General features: G+C 29.1%; 19 protein-coding genes and 2 pseudogenes. All 21 read right to left on the reverse strand.

Going from position 1 to position 16,239, the window contains the following annotated elements; genetic code table 11:
- Positions 1 to 4: 4 nt before the first annotated feature.
- Entirely contained in the window at positions 5 to 883 is an 879-nt protein-coding gene (locus ACZZ95_RS01585; protein ID WP_463467766.1) for a glycosyltransferase family 4 protein, read from the reverse strand.
- Between the two features lie 368 nt (positions 884 to 1,251).
- On the reverse strand, positions 1,252 to 2,217 hold the full coding sequence (locus tag ACZZ95_RS01590) for a glycosyltransferase family 2 protein (RefSeq protein WP_463467767.1): 966 nt from the start codon (positions 2,215 to 2,217) through the stop codon (positions 1,252 to 1,254).
- 12 nt (positions 2,218 to 2,229) lie between these two features.
- The gene (locus tag ACZZ95_RS01595) at positions 2,230 to 3,096 is read right to left on the reverse strand and encodes a beta-1,6-N-acetylglucosaminyltransferase (RefSeq protein ID WP_463467768.1); all 867 of its coding nucleotides are present in this window, start codon (positions 3,094 to 3,096) and stop codon (positions 2,230 to 2,232) included.
- 9 nt (positions 3,097 to 3,105) lie between these two features.
- Positions 3,106 to 4,122: a glycosyltransferase family A protein gene (locus ACZZ95_RS01600; protein ID WP_463467769.1), complete on the reverse strand. Its 1,017-nt coding sequence runs from the start codon at positions 4,120 to 4,122 to the stop codon at positions 3,106 to 3,108.
- Positions 4,113 to 4,793 carry a glycosyltransferase gene (locus tag ACZZ95_RS01605; protein ID WP_463467770.1) on the reverse strand — a complete coding sequence of 227 codons (681 nt, stop codon included), beginning with the start codon at positions 4,791 to 4,793 and terminating at the stop codon, positions 4,113 to 4,115. Before ACZZ95_RS01605 ends, ACZZ95_RS01600 begins: the two co-directional genes overlap by 10 nt.
- A complete protein-coding gene (locus ACZZ95_RS01610) occupies positions 4,694 to 5,107 on the reverse strand; it encodes a glycosyltransferase (protein WP_463467771.1) in 414 nt (137 codons plus the stop codon). The genes ACZZ95_RS01605 and ACZZ95_RS01610 overlap by 100 nt, the downstream gene beginning before the upstream one ends.
- Positions 5,108 to 5,500: 393 nt before the next feature.
- Positions 5,501 to 6,124: an alpha-1,2-fucosyltransferase gene (locus ACZZ95_RS01615; protein WP_463471606.1), complete on the reverse strand. Its 624-nt coding sequence runs from the start codon at positions 6,122 to 6,124 to the stop codon at positions 5,501 to 5,503.
- Positions 6,125 to 6,282: 158 nt separating this feature from the next.
- Positions 6,283 to 7,161 (reverse strand): glycosyltransferase family 2 protein, encoded by an 879-nt coding sequence (locus ACZZ95_RS01620; protein ID WP_463467772.1) that lies wholly within the window; start codon positions 7,159 to 7,161, stop codon positions 6,283 to 6,285.
- 8 nt (positions 7,162 to 7,169) lie between these two features.
- On the reverse strand, positions 7,170 to 7,502 hold the full coding sequence (locus tag ACZZ95_RS01625) for a hypothetical protein (protein WP_463467773.1): 333 nt from the start codon (positions 7,500 to 7,502) through the stop codon (positions 7,170 to 7,172).
- Between the two features lie 34 nt (positions 7,503 to 7,536).
- Positions 7,537 to 8,247, reverse strand: a complete 711-nt coding sequence (locus tag ACZZ95_RS01630; protein WP_463467774.1) for a glycosyltransferase family 2 protein — start codon at positions 8,245 to 8,247, stop codon at positions 7,537 to 7,539.
- A 292-nt stretch (positions 8,248 to 8,539) separates the two neighbouring features.
- Entirely contained in the window at positions 8,540 to 9,178 is a 639-nt protein-coding gene (locus ACZZ95_RS01635; RefSeq protein WP_463467775.1) for a glycosyltransferase family 2 protein, read from the reverse strand.
- A 168-nt stretch (positions 9,179 to 9,346) separates the two neighbouring features.
- A complete protein-coding gene (locus tag ACZZ95_RS01640; protein WP_463467776.1) occupies positions 9,347 to 9,664 on the reverse strand; it encodes a glycoside hydrolase family 99-like domain-containing protein in 318 nt (105 codons plus the stop codon).
- Positions 9,582 to 10,486: pseudogene (locus ACZZ95_RS01645) on the reverse strand (glycosyltransferase WbsX family protein). Before ACZZ95_RS01645 ends, ACZZ95_RS01640 begins: the two are co-directional and overlap by 83 nt.
- A 124-nt stretch (positions 10,487 to 10,610) precedes the next feature.
- Positions 10,611 to 10,760 carry a hypothetical protein gene (locus tag ACZZ95_RS01650; RefSeq protein ID WP_463467777.1) on the reverse strand — a complete coding sequence of 50 codons (150 nt, stop codon included), beginning with the start codon at positions 10,758 to 10,760 and terminating at the stop codon, positions 10,611 to 10,613.
- A 67-nt stretch (positions 10,761 to 10,827) separates the two neighbouring features.
- On the reverse strand, positions 10,828 to 11,223 hold the full coding sequence (locus ACZZ95_RS01655) for an FkbM family methyltransferase (protein WP_463467778.1): 396 nt from the start codon (positions 11,221 to 11,223) through the stop codon (positions 10,828 to 10,830).
- A gap of 171 nt (positions 11,224 to 11,394) precedes the next feature.
- A complete protein-coding gene (locus ACZZ95_RS01660) occupies positions 11,395 to 12,018 on the reverse strand; it encodes an acyltransferase (RefSeq protein WP_463467779.1) in 624 nt (207 codons plus the stop codon).
- Positions 12,002 to 13,261: pseudogene (locus tag ACZZ95_RS01665) on the reverse strand (ABC transporter ATP-binding protein). The gene ACZZ95_RS01660 and the pseudogene ACZZ95_RS01665 overlap by 17 nt, the downstream one beginning before the upstream one ends.
- 47 nt (positions 13,262 to 13,308) lie before the next feature.
- Positions 13,309 to 14,175, reverse strand: a complete 867-nt coding sequence (locus tag ACZZ95_RS01670; RefSeq protein WP_463467780.1) for an ABC transporter permease — start codon at positions 14,173 to 14,175, stop codon at positions 13,309 to 13,311.
- Positions 14,176 to 14,319: 144 nt separating this feature from the next.
- Positions 14,320 to 14,487: a hypothetical protein gene (locus ACZZ95_RS01675; protein WP_463467781.1), complete on the reverse strand. Its 168-nt coding sequence runs from the start codon at positions 14,485 to 14,487 to the stop codon at positions 14,320 to 14,322.
- Positions 14,488 to 14,494: 7 nt separating this feature from the next.
- Positions 14,495 to 15,085, reverse strand: coding sequence for a polysaccharide biosynthesis protein (locus ACZZ95_RS01680; protein WP_463471607.1), 591 nt, complete (start codon positions 15,083 to 15,085; stop codon positions 14,495 to 14,497).
- Between the two features lie 13 nt (positions 15,086 to 15,098).
- Positions 15,099 to 15,809: a nucleoside-diphosphate sugar epimerase/dehydratase gene (locus ACZZ95_RS01685; protein WP_463467782.1), complete on the reverse strand. Its 711-nt coding sequence runs from the start codon at positions 15,807 to 15,809 to the stop codon at positions 15,099 to 15,101.
- Between the last annotated feature and the right edge of the window lie 430 nt (positions 15,810 to 16,239).

Genomic DNA, 16,239 nt, shown 5'->3' on the forward strand with positions numbered 1-16,239 from the left:
TATTTTAAAAAAGTGATTTTGCATTATCAATAATTTTATTCATTCCGAAATTCCAACTATCTAAAGAATACAAATTCTCTGGAATGAAAACTGGAATTATTTCTTTTTGATCCAAGAACTCCAAAACAGCTAATTCCCATTCTTCTACAATGTTTGGGCTTTCTATTAATTTTCCAAGTTTTCCATATTGTAAAACTTCTGGAACTCCACCATTGGAAGAAGCAATGCAGTAGCAACCACAATGTAAAGCTTCGATCAAGCTCATGCCAAAACCTTCATGCCAAAGAGTAGGAAACAAATAGCAATCGGCAATTTGATAATATTTGGGTAAATTATCATTAGAAATTTTTCCTAAAAAAGAAACCCCATCTATTGCAATTTCACGATTTACCCCTATCACTAAAAGAAGAATATCTTTTTCTTCACTGTATATTTTTTTCCAAACATCTAGAATAAGATCTAATCCTTTTTTGGGACGATCCTGAGAGCACCATATAAAGACTTTTTTACTGGTAATTTTTAGCTCCTTTTTTAAGATTTCTTTTTCTGATGATTGTATTGTGTGAAATTTTGAAGTATCAATTCCGTTATGCAGTACCGAAAATTTTGTTGGCAAAACCGTATAATAGTTTTTATGCGCTTTATAAGAATCATTAGTCAGCACAACCATTTCATCAATACATTCAAAAAACCATCTCCCAAGAAAGTTTTCATAAAATGGAGCAAAGCCATGATAAAAAAACTGAAGGTAACATTGGCTTCTTTTTCCTTTTCGTTCTAAAAAATCGATCAGCGGTTTTACAATTCCAAAATTATCAATGATTTGAATAATTATTTTTTCTTCTTTTTCAAGAATTTTTTCAAGTGCTTTAAAATATCCCAAATAAGGATTTTTTAAAATTTTCTTTAGAAGTTTTATTGCAAAAGTGTCGGCAACAAATTGATATTGAATTTCTGGATATAACTGGTCTGGTTACTTACAAATAATATAATCCACTTTATGATTGCGCGTCAAATAATTATGGTACAAAGTTGTCCAGCTTCCTATTTTGGAATACGGCAAAGGGACTTGTGAAATTAGAACTACTTGAGGCATTAAAATTTGGATTTGCGTAAAAATAATAAAATTTAAATCTTTCTTATTTTTTTATTTTAAAAGAAATACTTTTTAAATCATTACTAACTTCGTAAGAGTAAGGAAAACTGTGGTGAAAAGAAATAATATGAAGCAAAATCATATCATTAATTTCTTTAAGCGAATAATATTTTGGAACTTTTTTTCCCCAATAATTTCTTTGCTTTATATTTTATTGATTTTTGAAAATTATCTTCTTTAAAACGAACATTTATAATTCCGTTTTTAAAATTTGGCAGTTCACAAAACAAAAAATGAGTTACAACTTCTACTTTATTGAGTAAAACCATTTCTTTCTGATCTACATTTAATTGATGAAAATCAATTTCAGAAGTTCCATTTCCCCATTTTTGATTATTAACTTGTACTTTTTGATTTCGATTGTTACTCAATAATTGCTGATGATTGATTTGTACAATATTTGTTAATTGTAAATCCTGAGTAAGAACTTTTTTTTCGGCACTTCTATAGCTTTTGTGCCATTGGTGAAGCATTAAAATTTCATTGTTGTAAAAAACACTTTCAAGCCCAGATCTTTCCAGCCGGTTGTGAATATCAATATCTTCGGCACCCCAAAAATGTAAAAACTCATCGTAACCATTAATTTCTTCCAACTTTTTCAGAGGAAGTAATGATAATCCCTGAGCACCAACTTCAGAGTAAAAATCAATATTGTAATTCTCAAATACTTTTTTTGTTTCAGATTCTTTCTCATTTAAAAAGCCAACTTTAAAGTAATATGCTTTTAAGGGATTCTTCAATTCGTGCAATTTTGTAATAAAATTGGGACTGAAAATCATGTCTACATCAGCAGTAAAAACATATTCAGCATTAATATTTCTTAATCCAATATTTATCGCTTTTGCTCGTGACCAAGGCTGAAATTCTGAAAAATTATAGATATAACTTGCGAATGGATAAAAGGAAATAAGTTCTTTGATGCAAGAAGCTGAAGAACTATTTGAACCATAATCTACTAAAACCACCTTAAAATCCATATTAGTTTGGTTCAATAATGAATCTAACGAGCGTTTAACACGTTCTATTTCTCTATTTCGATAAGGATAAAGTAGTGTTAACATAAAATTAAGCTCTTAAATTATTATCAATTTGCTTTGCAAAAGTTCAGAACAATCATTTTTGAATTTTCTAGCAAAAAAAGCCTGATTGTCTCCCATTTCATTGTTTACAAAATCTTTCTCAAAAATTTTAATGTGTTTTTCAGAAATATAAGCTGGACCAGGATGAACCGACCAATCTACATAAGTTAAGTTTCCTTTCAAATTACTAATGTCAGAATTTCCAATAATTGTTGGTATTAGAATTTCTTCAGAACAATAAGAGTTTTTAAAAAAGCTTTTATATTGCGGATTAGCATCGAGGAAGTTTAAAATATAAACAGTCGTTGAATGGCTCAAAATCCACCAAGTTGGCCCAAAGAAAACCTTTTTAAACGGATATTTCTTTTTTGGAAAATTTAAGCTAATTTGCTTTTCCAATTTTAATAGTATTTTGATCCAGAGGGGTTTGTTTGGTTTTCTTCTGTAAAACAAATCAAAGTAAAAATTTGTTATCCAGTCTTTTTTCATTTCAGATGGAAAACCCTCTTTTATGCTAATAAATTCACCCCCTTGATTTAATTGCGAATATAGAAAGTCATTATTTTTAATAGGATAATCACTTCCGCTAATTAAAGCGTAGTAATCATAATTTGTCTTTACTGCTTCTGACATTAGATTCAGTATAGCTTTTTGATGCGACCAGCCTGCCCACCACACTTTATGTCTTTTAATAAACTTAAGGTTTTCAAATTCATCTAAATTAGTTGGCAATGCGGCTTTTTTATCGATATGCAGATAAAAAAACACATTAGTATCATTGAGCGCTACAATTATTTTTTTTAGATGATCATAATTATGGTAGGCAGTGATGAGATAAGCTATTTTAATTTTATTTTGCATTTATTTATTCTACAAATAATTATCAGCCTCTTCTTTTGAAAGTCCTTTCCAGATTAAAAAGTATTTCATTATTTTTTTATTCAATATAATTTTCGCGAAAAGTTTACTTTTAATAAAATAAGAAAAAGTGGAAGTCGATCCTGTTGTTGAGATCTGAAAAGCTCTTTTTTTATCGTTATTTAACTTCGGTATTTCATTAAACATCCAAGGTTCTAAGACATTCCCCATATGATAAGCATAATTATCCGAAGTTGATAATCTCCAAAAACCTTTTTTTATAACCGGAATATCTAAAAATTCAAATTCGCTGTCTCCTCCAAGTTTAAAAGGCGTATATCGGCCTTGTAAATCATCAAAAACAGAACCTCGGTAAGTCGTTACAAAATGTCCTGCTCCAACCACTGCCTTTATATCTTTATTAGTTATGGTCAAGTATTTTTTTAATTGTACATCATTGTAAAAATTTATATTTCCGGCACTATGAGCAAATTTTTTTAATGCCTCCGGATTTTGAATGTTGCTGAAGCACAATTTTTTAGAAAAAAAATAGTCCCAATATATATTTGTTGTAAGAGATCTTAAAGATCTTGATGACGGTGTTGGACATACCGCTCCTGTTTTTGGAAAATTTTCAAAAACATCATAAGTAGCTTTTTGCCAATTATTCAAAAATAAAACATCTGAATCTGAAATTGTAATCAGAGAAAAATTATTACCCGAAATACCTTTTAAGACAGCGTTGAGTTTTCCGATATTGGTCGTTTGAATTATCTCCTGAATTTTATTTTCAGCAAATAAATTGTTTAGATAATTTATAATTAATTCGCAACTCCCATTGTTTACGATCGTAATAAATGTGTTATCATGAATGGTATTAAAAAGTGAATTTAAGCAGAGTTTCAAAATCTCGAAACTATCTTTAAAATAATCTTCCTGATTGGGTATATAAACAGGAATTACAACCTGATGAAAATAATTAGATTCTTCCTGAAGCTTGTCTTTATGTGGATTGAAGCCTACTCGCATTTTAAAATTTTCGTATAAATATCAATTACTTTTTTTCTATTGATTGAATAATCTAATTTTTCTATTGAAATGTTTTCATTTTCAATTGCCGCTTTTTCCAACAATTCAAAATTAGAAACAGCATTCAAAATAAGCATTATAATCTCAGAAATTGATTCTGGATTTTCGATTAATAAGCCATTTACTCCATTTTTTAGGATTTCTTCAGTTGCGCTGCTTGGATTGGATTGAATAGGAAACGCCCCCATTACAATAGCCTCCAAAAGTGTATTAGGCATTCCATCAGAAATATTGTCGCCAATATAAAGTAATGATTTACCCATTAATTCAAGTAATTCCTGATGTGTAAGTTGGTTTCTGTCATAAACTTTAAAATTCAATTGATTCAATTCTACATAATCAATTACTTTACGGTGCGCTCCAAAAACAACAATCTTATAGTCTGCAATTTTATCTTGAATAGTATGCAGTGCTTTTACGATATTTAAACCCCGGCCGAAAATATGTTCGTAACCTTTTACCAAAATTATTCTACGGTTTAAAAGTGGCTGTTTGTATGATTGTAGTTCATTTAATTTATAACCGGTTCCTCCGGGAACAACATCTGAATGGATCCCCGAAAAACCATTTTTTTTAGCCAAAGTATAATCTCGCTCACAATCTGTGTGCAAAAAATCAACTCTTTTAAGAACTTGCCTAATTTTTTTAAATGTTCTGAAAATTGTTCAAAATAATATAAATCATTTCCCCAACAAGAATACAGCCATTTTGTTTTCGAATGTTTTTGCATCGCTTTGAGTATGGGATAACTACAACTTTGCATCTCAAAACTATGAACAATATCAGGTTGAATTTCTAAAATTATTTTTTCTAATGCTTCATTTGCAGTTATTTCAAAAAAAGGTTGAATTTTTTCATATAATACTGGCACTTTTTTACTCAGGAAATACTCTCCTTTTATATGAGATCTTTTTCTTTTTTCCAATCCGTAAATTGATGAACAGAATCTAACGTTTCTAGCTTACCTCTTCCCAGAACATCAAACCAATACAATTCAAAAGAAGTATCTTTTAGATTTTCTATCCAACGAATAACATGGACAGAGGGCATAGAAACTAAAAGTATTTTCATTTAAGAAAAAAATTTCTTGATTATTTTTTTTACTAAAATTTTACTTTGCTGTACGCTAAATTTTAGCACGTCAACAACTTGATAACCGAATCCCTTGAATGCCAAAACTAATCCTAAATCACTAATACTCTTTTTCTTGTAATCAAATTCTATCCAACGATTGGGAAAATAATCAGAATCGTTATTTAATTGTGCCAGTGAACCCCTAAAGTTTTTCAAAGGTCTAATGATAATACTGTTTTCTTTTTCAGCTAACCATGTCGCCCCACCATGAGAATGTCGAATTACTTATAATAAAATCCTGTCCTTTTAAACAAATCGCCAATTGCTCTACAGCAGAAATGTTTTCTAAAAAAAAAGCATTCTTTAAAAATCCAAAATGAAATTTACAATATTTGATATTATCGCTCATAAAAATTAAATTTCGTTCGTTCCAATCAGGAAAATATTCTTTTAAAGCCAAAAAATAATATTGAAAAGGTAATTGGTAGTAATCAGGATGATAAACGAAATCACCTCTTCTAACCGAGATGAAAATGGTTTTTTTATCAAACAAATATTCGTATTTACTTAATGTGACTTTTAAAAAATCTGCATCGAACTCAAATAATTTCTTAGTGAAGTTTTTGTCAAAATATTTTTCTGATTGCAAAGCCCCGTTAACATCATAATTTTTTTGATCTAAATGCCATTCTTGAAATGAATACGATTTTTCAATGACTTGTACAAAGTCATTAATTTTATTTGGATCAATAATAGGGAACTTGTAACTAAAGTACTTAGCGTATTCCCAAGCAGGAAACACAAATTCATGTCCATTTTTATTGGCAATTCCAATTGTTGAAGCAATTTGAAAAAGCTGATTTCCCAGATTTCCCTTTTTTTCCTAAACTTTTAAATGTTATCATTTCTTTGCTTTATACCTCTCATTCCTTATTTATACGATATTCAATTTAGCTGTCTCGCGTCTATTTTAACAAACTATAACCTTTATTAAACAACTGAATTAAAATAAAACCAGATAATGTTTTAATTATACCCATAAAATCTTGTAGTTCTAACTCTTTTTTTAAAACAATTTTCAAGTAGTAATAACGATGCTTCTTTTTTTGACATTGACTCTTTAAAAAAATATTTATATCTCCGTATAATAAATTTCTTCAATATTACGAAATCAACTTTTTTATTTTGTTTAAGCAATTGAACATGTTTTTCTCGAGCAATCATTTCAGATTTTATTTCGTCGTAATTCAATTTCTCTATTTCATGTGACAATGAGCTTTCGTGAACTCTATATTTAATAAGTGGTTCGTCAATATATTTTATAACCGGATTTTGATATAACATTCTCAAGTTAAAATCCCAGTCGTCAAGAGTGGATATTGCCTCGTCAAAAAGTTCAGATTGCCTTGTAATAAAAGTACGTCTCCAAGTAGGAGTAAAAGTATAAAATGTAATATTTTTAACTAAATAGCTTTCAATTAAATTATCAGAAATAAACTCATGTTTTCTTTCCATTTTTATTCCTTTACTATTAACATACTGTAATGAAGAAACGGTAACGTCAACATTATCGTCAAAATAATCAGCACTTCTACTTAAGGCATTTTCAAAAAACAAGTCATCGCTATCAAACCATTTTATCCAATCTCCTTTTGAAAGTTCGAAACCATAATTGCGACATGCATTTGGCCCCTTTACTCTATCTTTAGGACGATTATAATATTGGAAACGCTTATCTTTTTCAATATATTGATTTACTATATCCTCGGTATTATCAGTACTGCCATCATCAACAATAATACACTCCCAATTTTTATAGGTTTGAATTAAAATACTGTCAAGAGTTTCACAGATCAAATGAGCCCTGTTGAATGTTGGAATTATTATGGATATTAATTCAGACATTAAAGTAATTATTTCTTAATTTTTAATTGGATACTTTTCAAATCAGAGCTTATCTCGTAAGTAAATAAATAATCTTGGTAATAAATCACAAGAATTTTGAGAAGCAGATCGTTAATTTCTTTTAAAGAATAATATCCATTTGATTTAATGCCTAACAATTTCTTTATTTTATATTTAAAAGTCAATTGATACTCGTCTTCCTTAAAAATAACATTGATTATTTTAGAATCAGTTTTGGGTAAAATAATATTTATAAAATTTTCAATCACGTGTTTTTTATTTAATAAAATAATAGAATCCTGATTTGAATTTAAAAGTTGAAAATCATTTTCAGTGATCAATTTCCCCCAATTTTCCTTATTAGGTTTTACAATATTATTTTTTTGATTGAACCTCATTTTTTTGCTTGTTCAAATCAAATGCATCTGACAAAATTGGTTCTTTTGTTAGTTTATTTTTATTCAGCTTTTGAAAACTTTCATGCCATTGATGCAATAGTAAAATTTCATCATCATAAAATTTAGAAGAAAAACCTTCACTTTGAAGTCTTAAATGTACATCTTCATCTTCAGCGCCCCAAAAATGAAAAAACTCGTCAAAGCCTCTAATTTTCAATAGTGCTGTTTGTTTAAAAAATGATAAACCTTGTCCTTCAGGTATACTTTTAGAGGCAACGGTGTAATGATTAAATTCTTTAACCTCAGCACTTTCAGATTCATCTAAATAACCAACTTGGAAATAAACATTATCACTTTTAGATTTCAGTTCAAATAAAGTGTCGATAAATTTATTATGAAAAAGAATGTCTATGTCTGCTATAAAAACATATTCTGTTTCTACAAATCGCAATCCAATATTAATTGCTTTTGCGCGTGACCAAGGCTGATTATTATGAAAAGAATAAATATATTTTACAAATTTATATTGCTGTAATAACTCTTTGACAGAGTCTGCCATTTCGAAATTAGATCCATAATCTACAAAGACAACACAGAAATCCTTATTAGATTGATTTAATAAAGAATCTAAAGACTTTTTAATTCTAGACAATTCTCTATTTCTATAAGGGTATATTATTGTTATCATTAATTAAAAAATGATTTGTATATTTTATCTATTTAAAATATTAATTAAGGCTCTTTTTGTGATTTTTGTTGGCAGAAAGAAATTTAAAAGCAAATAAAAATATCTTTCTTTTGGTAGTGATAAATACAATGTATTCTTTTCAATCCAACTAGCTAACTGTTCTTTAGTGAAAAGATTTCTTTTATAAATAAGTCGAAATTTTAATTTTAATTCTTTCTTAATTTCTCTTTTATACTCTGGGTAAAGTTGTAAAAGATCAAAAAAAACATTTGGAATCTTATCTAATACTAATTTATCTGCTTGCTGTTGCTGAGTGACTATGTTCTCTATATTTTGTAAGAGTATGTTTGGAAGAATAAAAGATATTTTTAGACATTAGTAACTTACACCACAAATGATAATCCTCGACATTTTGAATATTTAAATCTTCTGAAAAACTGTTTACATTTATTACTTTTTCCTTTTTAACTAGCACTGTAAGTATTGGAATTCTGTTTCCCTGAAGAAATAATTTAATGTCGTCTGTATTGTAAAATACTTCTCCGGAAATATTCATTTTTTTAGAAACATCAATTATTTCGTGACTTGAAAAAACAAAAGAATCACAAAAAACTAAATCCACTTCCTTTTCTTGAATCTCCTTTATTTGAATCTCTAACTTATGGGGTAACCATAAGTCGTCAGCGTCAAGAAATGCGAGATAAATACCTTTAGATTTTGAGATACCATAATTTCTAGCTTTTCCTTGCTTTCCATTTTCTTGATAATAATATTGAATTCGTTTATCTTTCCCCAACCATTGGTTTACAATGCTTGCCGTTTTATCAGTCGAACCATCATCAACAATAATCAATTCCCAATTATTATAAGTCTGAATAATAACAGAGTTTATTGCATCATTAATATAATGTTCGGCATTGTATGCTGGCATTATAATTGAAACTAAATAATTACTAATCATTATTTGTATTTATTGCATTCTATTTGACTGTTCCCATATTTTCTCTTGTAAGAAAGACAAATTATATTAATATAAAATGGAGTCATTCTGTATAAAGAGATATAGTAAAGGCTACTACAATTTATTTATCTATTGCATCTACCCATTATATCGCTCTTTTATACTCTTCAACACCTTTAGATAACTGTAACCCCACTTAGAATCAGGCTCTAAATAATTACCTTCTGCCCATTCATTCCATGATTTAATAAAAATTATTTGTTGCTCTTCTTGATAATCTATGACATAATCACAAGCATTTTCAAGATGTTTTTGCCAAAGTTCAGGAGTTGAATTATGAAAAATCAAACTTTTCTGTCCAGCTCTAGCAGTATTATCCCAATCTGGAATAACACAAGGAAAATGATGCCATGGGAATTTTTTTAGTTGGCAATAAATACTTACAGGCTTCTTCATAATCTACAATCAAAGGTTTATCTCGTTCTTCAAAATTTAGATTAACTTGCCTATGATTAATAAGAATACGTTTAACACGATTTATCAATCTCTTACCAATCGTTCGTTTTTCATACCTATCTCCTGTTACATATCGAAGAGTGGAAAATTGTGATCCAACAACAGCATCAAAACCAAAAGCTTTGGCGTCCCAATTTTCTGGACATCTAGTGGCTACTAAATATAAATCTCCAATACCAGACTCTTTAGCACACTCTCTAAATGTATTTACAAAGAGTGATAAGTCTAATATTTCTGTAGGAAGATAAACATTAAACAAACATTTTCCATCTACTCTGATATAGCGCTCATCTTTGAAAGCACTTAACAAATAATTAAAATGATCTATATAATCTTGTTTTCCTGGATATTCTTGTTGAATAAGTATTTCTTTTTTTTATCTCCGAACCAAATACCTTTCCAGCTTTCATTAGCCCAACATACACAGAAAGGGAAGTCAGGTTTTTTAGACCCTATGACTTCCTTTAACGGCCCATCTAACACTAACTTCCCATTTCCAAACCAATAGTGATAATAACAAAAACCGTCTACACCATATTCTTTGGCTATAGGCGCTTGCTGTTCCCTTACTTCAGATACTCTTAAATCATAATATCCCAAATCTGAAGGAAATCTTGGCTGATAATGTCCTTTAAATAATGGTTTTGCTTTGGTAACATTTCGCCATTCTGTAAAACCCTTTCCCCAAAACTTATCATTTTCAGGAATAGGATGGTACTGTGGTAAATAATAGGCAAGAAATTTTATTTTATTATGAGGCATATAAACTAATTTATACTAACTTTTATGATTTTTTGTAATAAGAGTAATATTCTTTTGGCAAGCAAAAAGCCTTTAAATATACAAAAGAATTAATATCGCGAAAATATTTTTAGTAGACGATTTTTTATAATCTATAACCAAATATATTTAATTGCAGATCATAGAAATAAGGTGCTCTTTTTTCTATATAAGGATTTTTCATGTTTTCCCATGCTTCTTTAATGTATATTTTAAAACCAGCATTTTTCAATATAATTAGCAATTCTCCGATCATCTGAGAGTTTTCAGAAAGACTATGATATTCAACAAAAATATTTTCCACATTTTTTAATGATTCTCCACTAATCTTTCAAAATATCATATTCGGGGCCCTCAATATCAATTTTTAAAAAATCTATTTTTTCCACTAATAAATCTTTTAACCGAATTGCTTGAATCTCAATTGTATTATTTCCTATTTCGTGAACAATATGCCCACCTAATGAACCTGTCTTAGCAAAAACTAGACTTTCTTCTTTTGTCCAAACTGCTTTTTGAAATAATTCAACATCAGTAATACCAAATTGGTTTAAATTATATTTAGAGATATTGAAAATTTCGTTATCAGGTTCAAATGCAACAATTTCAGCATCTGGAAACATTCTTTTAAAAAAAATAATGCTTAAACCGATATTTGAACCACAATCAATTATTTTAGGTTTTGTATTGTCCGAATTGAATTTATAAACCTCCTCCAAAAAGAGCTCACTGAGAATATGTAAGTGCCAAAAAGAATCTGTAATTTTAATTTCTCTTCCAAATAGAATTGAAGTTTTTTTATTTGATTTATTTTTGAGTGACGTAAATTCACTATATGATAATCCCAGTTTTTTATATTTTTTAAATTCAAGGATTTTTTTAATATATTTTTAATCCTCTTCATTTTTCCAGTATTTATTTTCAAAATCATAAGACTTTATTAATTTGGCTGGAGATCCAGCCACCATTGAATAATCAGGAAAAGACTTATTAACTACCGAATGTGATCCTACCACGCAATTTTTGCCAAGTTTTACTCCTGAAAGAATTGTAACTCTATATCCAATAAAGGTATTCTCACCAATTTCAACTTTTCCTTTTGGAAAAAGAGGCTGGTCTTTTGGAGACAAATTTAAGGTAGGGTCGAACCCATGATAATGGTCTGATATATAAACATATTCACTAATCAAACATCCCTCTTTAATTAATATTTCATCTATTGCTGTAATACAAGCATAGTTTCCAATTCTAACATTATTTGAAATTATTATTTTTGGATTAAATGACTGATTCAAATATTTATCAAAGGCTCCCAACCAAGCGCTGTGTCCAATACTAGAGTTTTCATTTATCTCAATGTATTTAGCACCATCCAAGGTTTTTGGCTTTTCAAAAATAGAATTTAATCCCATTTTAATACCTAACGAATTATTCTTATCATAATACTTAGGTTGAATCTTCTGAAAAGAAAAAAATAAATATTTAATCAATCCCCTTTTAAGAAAGTTCATCATAGGTAAAATACGTTTTTAGATTTAATTCTCCTCTCCATTTTCTATCAAGTACGGAATCAAATTTATTTTTTACGATTAAATGAGTTTTTGATATCCATTGGTCTATTAGGATATTATTGCTAACTAAAGTAATATCTATTTCATATTTTCCATCTATAATAGGTAAGATTAACTCAAAATTAAAAATATATTTTCCATTTTTTATATTAAAATAATCTCCGTTAAAATCTCTACTATTACAACCTAGCAATATATTCCCTTCAAAATTTCTTATGACAAGTCCTAATTCGCAATTTTTTAAATTTTTATGTGAAATAAATTCAAAACAAATATTCGCTTTTTCATCAGAAGAGATATCGAAAGTATTTCTATCCTTTAAAAACCACTTTGTGAACACGTTTAAAGAATCATCTATAATTTCATTTCTCTTACCATCGTTAACTAGTTGATCCTCGCTAAAATATTCATCAATAATAAAATCAATATTTCCTTCGCACTTAATTGCTCCATTTTCAATAATAATTCCACGAGTGCACAAACTCTTTACCGCACGACCATATTATGGCTTACAAATAAAACTGTTCTTCCTTCTCCTTTTGAAATATCCTGCATTTTACCAATTGCTTTTTTCTGAAATTCTGCATCGCCAACGGCCAAAACCTCATCGATAACTAAAATTTCAGGTTCTAGAAATGCGGCAACAGCAAATGCTAGACGAACTGTCATTCCGCTTGCTGTATCTTTTTACGGGAGTATCTATGTAGCGTTCACATCCTGAAAACTCAATAATTTCATCCAGTTTAGAAGTGATTTCTTTTTTGGTCATTCCTAAAATAGCACCATTCAAAAAGATATTTTCTCGGCCTGTCATTTCTCCATTAAACCCAGTACCAACTTCTAATAAAGATGCTATACGTCCACGAGATTTAATGCTTCCCGTTGTAGGAGCGGTAACTTTTGAAAGTATTTTTAAAAGGGTAGATTTCCCAGCACCGTTTTTTCCAATGATTCCTAAAACTTCTCCACGCTTTACTTCAAAACTAATATCTTGTAAGGCCCATACATAATCTGAAGTTCCTTTGGTAGAACGATCATTAACCTCTCCTATTTTTAAATATGGATTTTCTTTGCCACGAATTTTATGCCACCAACGATTTAAATCATGGCTTAAAGTTCCTGTTCCTACCTGACCTAAACGGTATTGTTTAGAAATATTTTCGGCTTTTAATATAATATCTTTCATGAAGAATATAGAACATTATTTTTTAATAAAATCATATGACAAAACTGCTAGATGGTGTCTATAAAGCTTTTTTCTGTTCTATTAAATGCTAACAATCCAATAAAAAAGACTACAAAGGTGATGAATAAAGTATAAAGCAAACCTCCTATAGATATATCACCAATATCTAAAAGCATAAAGCGAGATGTTTCTATTATATATGCTAATGGATTATATTGAACAATCCATCCAAATTGAGGTAATTTTTGCTTTATTAATTGCATCGGATACATTACTGCCGATAAGTACATTAGGAGTTGTATTCCAAAACTAACTAAATTAGTAAAATCACGATATTTTGTGACCATTGATGAAATAAGCATTCCTAAACCTAAGCCCAATAATCCCATAAATGCAATCAATATGGGGAAAAACAAAAATGAAACATTTAAACTTAAATTGGCTCCTTTTAAATAGTAAAAAAGGTAAAATGCAATAAAAATGCAAAATTGAATTCCAAATTTGATTAAATTAGATATTACTATAGACAATGGTGTAATAATTCTAGGAAAATAAACTTTTCCGAAAACTGAAGCGTTCGATTTAAAAGTATCAGAAGTTCCGTTAACGCATGCTGTAAAATAATTCCATACTGTAATACTTCCAAGATTAAATAAAAAGGGAGGAATTTCACCAGTATTAATTCCAGCAACATTATTGAATATTATAGTAAAAGTTACCGAAGTAAATAATGGCTGTATTAAGTACCAAAGAGGACCTAAAACGGTTTGTTTGTAAACTGTGATTATATCGCGTTTTACAAAAAGCATTAATAGATCTCTATACTGCCATACTTCTTTAAAGTTAAGCGAGAAAAATTTATTTTTTGGTGTTATTTCAAACAACCAGTCATTTGTATTATTAGAATCAATCATTATGTAAAAACTGGAAAAATTAATTGGATCAATTCTAAAATTAACAGGATTTTTAACATTTTAGATATTGTTTAAAAATGCCAAAAGGTGTTTTTTGAAAAAACACCTTTTGACTATATATTATATATTTTATTTAACTTAAAGTTATTTGTCCAAGACTTCAAAAGCAGAATTCATGCTTTTAAACTCAGGAACAATTTTTTTCATTTTAGTTACGATATCATCATTTTCATAAAAATCGGCAATTCCTATAAGCTCATCTACATCAATATGTAAATTTTCGTATTCATCCTGAATTTCTTGTGCAATCATAATTTTCTCATGATACGTTGGCGACTGTTTTAGAAGTGTCATTTAACAATTCCTCATACAATTTTTCGCCAGGTCTTAATCCAACAATCTTGATTTTTATTTCTTTATCCGGTATAAAACCAGCAAGTTTAATCATTTTCTTAGCCAAATCTATTATTCGTACAGGTTTACCCATATCAAATATATATATTTCGCCACCATTACCCATTGCGCCAGCTTCTAATACTAATTGACAAGCTTCTGGAATAGTCATAAAATAACGTATAATATCCTGATGCGTTATTGTTACTGGTCCACCCTCTGCAATTTGTTTAGTAAATAAAGGAACAACTGAACCGTTTGAACCTAAAACGTTACCAAAACGAGTTGTAATAAATTTTGTACCGCCCTCATTATTTTCTCTCTGATTTTTTAAGAATAAAGACTGTACATACTTTTCAGCTATACGCTTACTTGCCCCCATTACATTACTTGGGTTAACGGCTTTATCTGTAGAGACCATTACAAATTTCTTCACATGATATTTGCATGCTAAATCTGCCAAATTCTTAGTTCCTTTAATATTAGTTTGAATAGCTTGAGAAGGATTTTCTTCCATCAAAGGTACATGTTTATAAGTCTGCGGCATGAAAAACCACATGTGGATTATAATTTTTGAATACCTTTTCTAAAGCTTTTTTACTCCTAACATCCGCTATTACCGCTACAATCTTTGCGCTCGAATTCATAGCTTGAGTTTCTAGACACAAATTATGTAATGGCGTTTCAGCATGATCTAAAACAATAACAGTTTTTGGATTAAAGTTTAAGACCTGTCTTACTATTTCACTTCCAATTGAGCCAGTTGCTCCTGTAATTAAAATTGTCTTATCTTTTAATTGCTTAGAAATTGATTTACTGTCTAGAACTATAGGTTTTCTTTCTAATAAATCTTCAATCTGAATATTCTTAACTTTTTGAGAAATTTCTTTTTGATTCTCCCAATCTGAAATTAAAGGAACTGTATATACTCTGTAATTAAATTCCAAACATTGATCAACAATGATTAGTTGTTCTTCCTTGCTTAAACTTTTATCAGCAATAATTACACCTTCTGCGACCACAGATCGCATTAATGCCGGAAGCTTTTTTCTTAATATCAAAATAGGAAGATCAAGCATACGCTTCGAAGCATTCTGATTGTTCTTATCTACAAATCCTACTATTTTAAATCGAGAAGGTGTTTCAAACTTAAGAGCATTTGCTACAGAAATTGCGTTGGCATCTGTACCATAAATAACTGTCCTAACCAATTTTGTGGTCGCTTTTTCTGAAAAGTACATTTCAAAAGTCTGTTTTACTATTACGCGATATAGAAACAAACCACAAAATGACAAAACTAAATTTATAAACAGTGCAGTATTCAAAAAAGGCTTTATGCCCAGTGTACAATTCAAAAACTAAATTTATAAATAAGAAAAATACCAAAACCGACATTTGAGAAAAAAGCAGTTTTATTGCATCTATATAACCAGAATGCCTGATAATTCCTGAATATGTCCGGAAGAGCCAAAAGAAAAATACGTTTACAAAAATTAAACTTGCAACAAAATAAAAATCATGAGATGTAATAATATATCCAATTGCAGTCCCTTCAAAAAGTAAATACGTAAAAGAGAATGAAAATAACAGAATCATTACATCGATAGCAATGATTATCCATCTCGGCAGATAACTCAGGTTATTAATGTTAAACCTAATATTCCTTGGAGA

This window comes from Flavobacterium sp. AC267 (assembly GCF_979258715.1).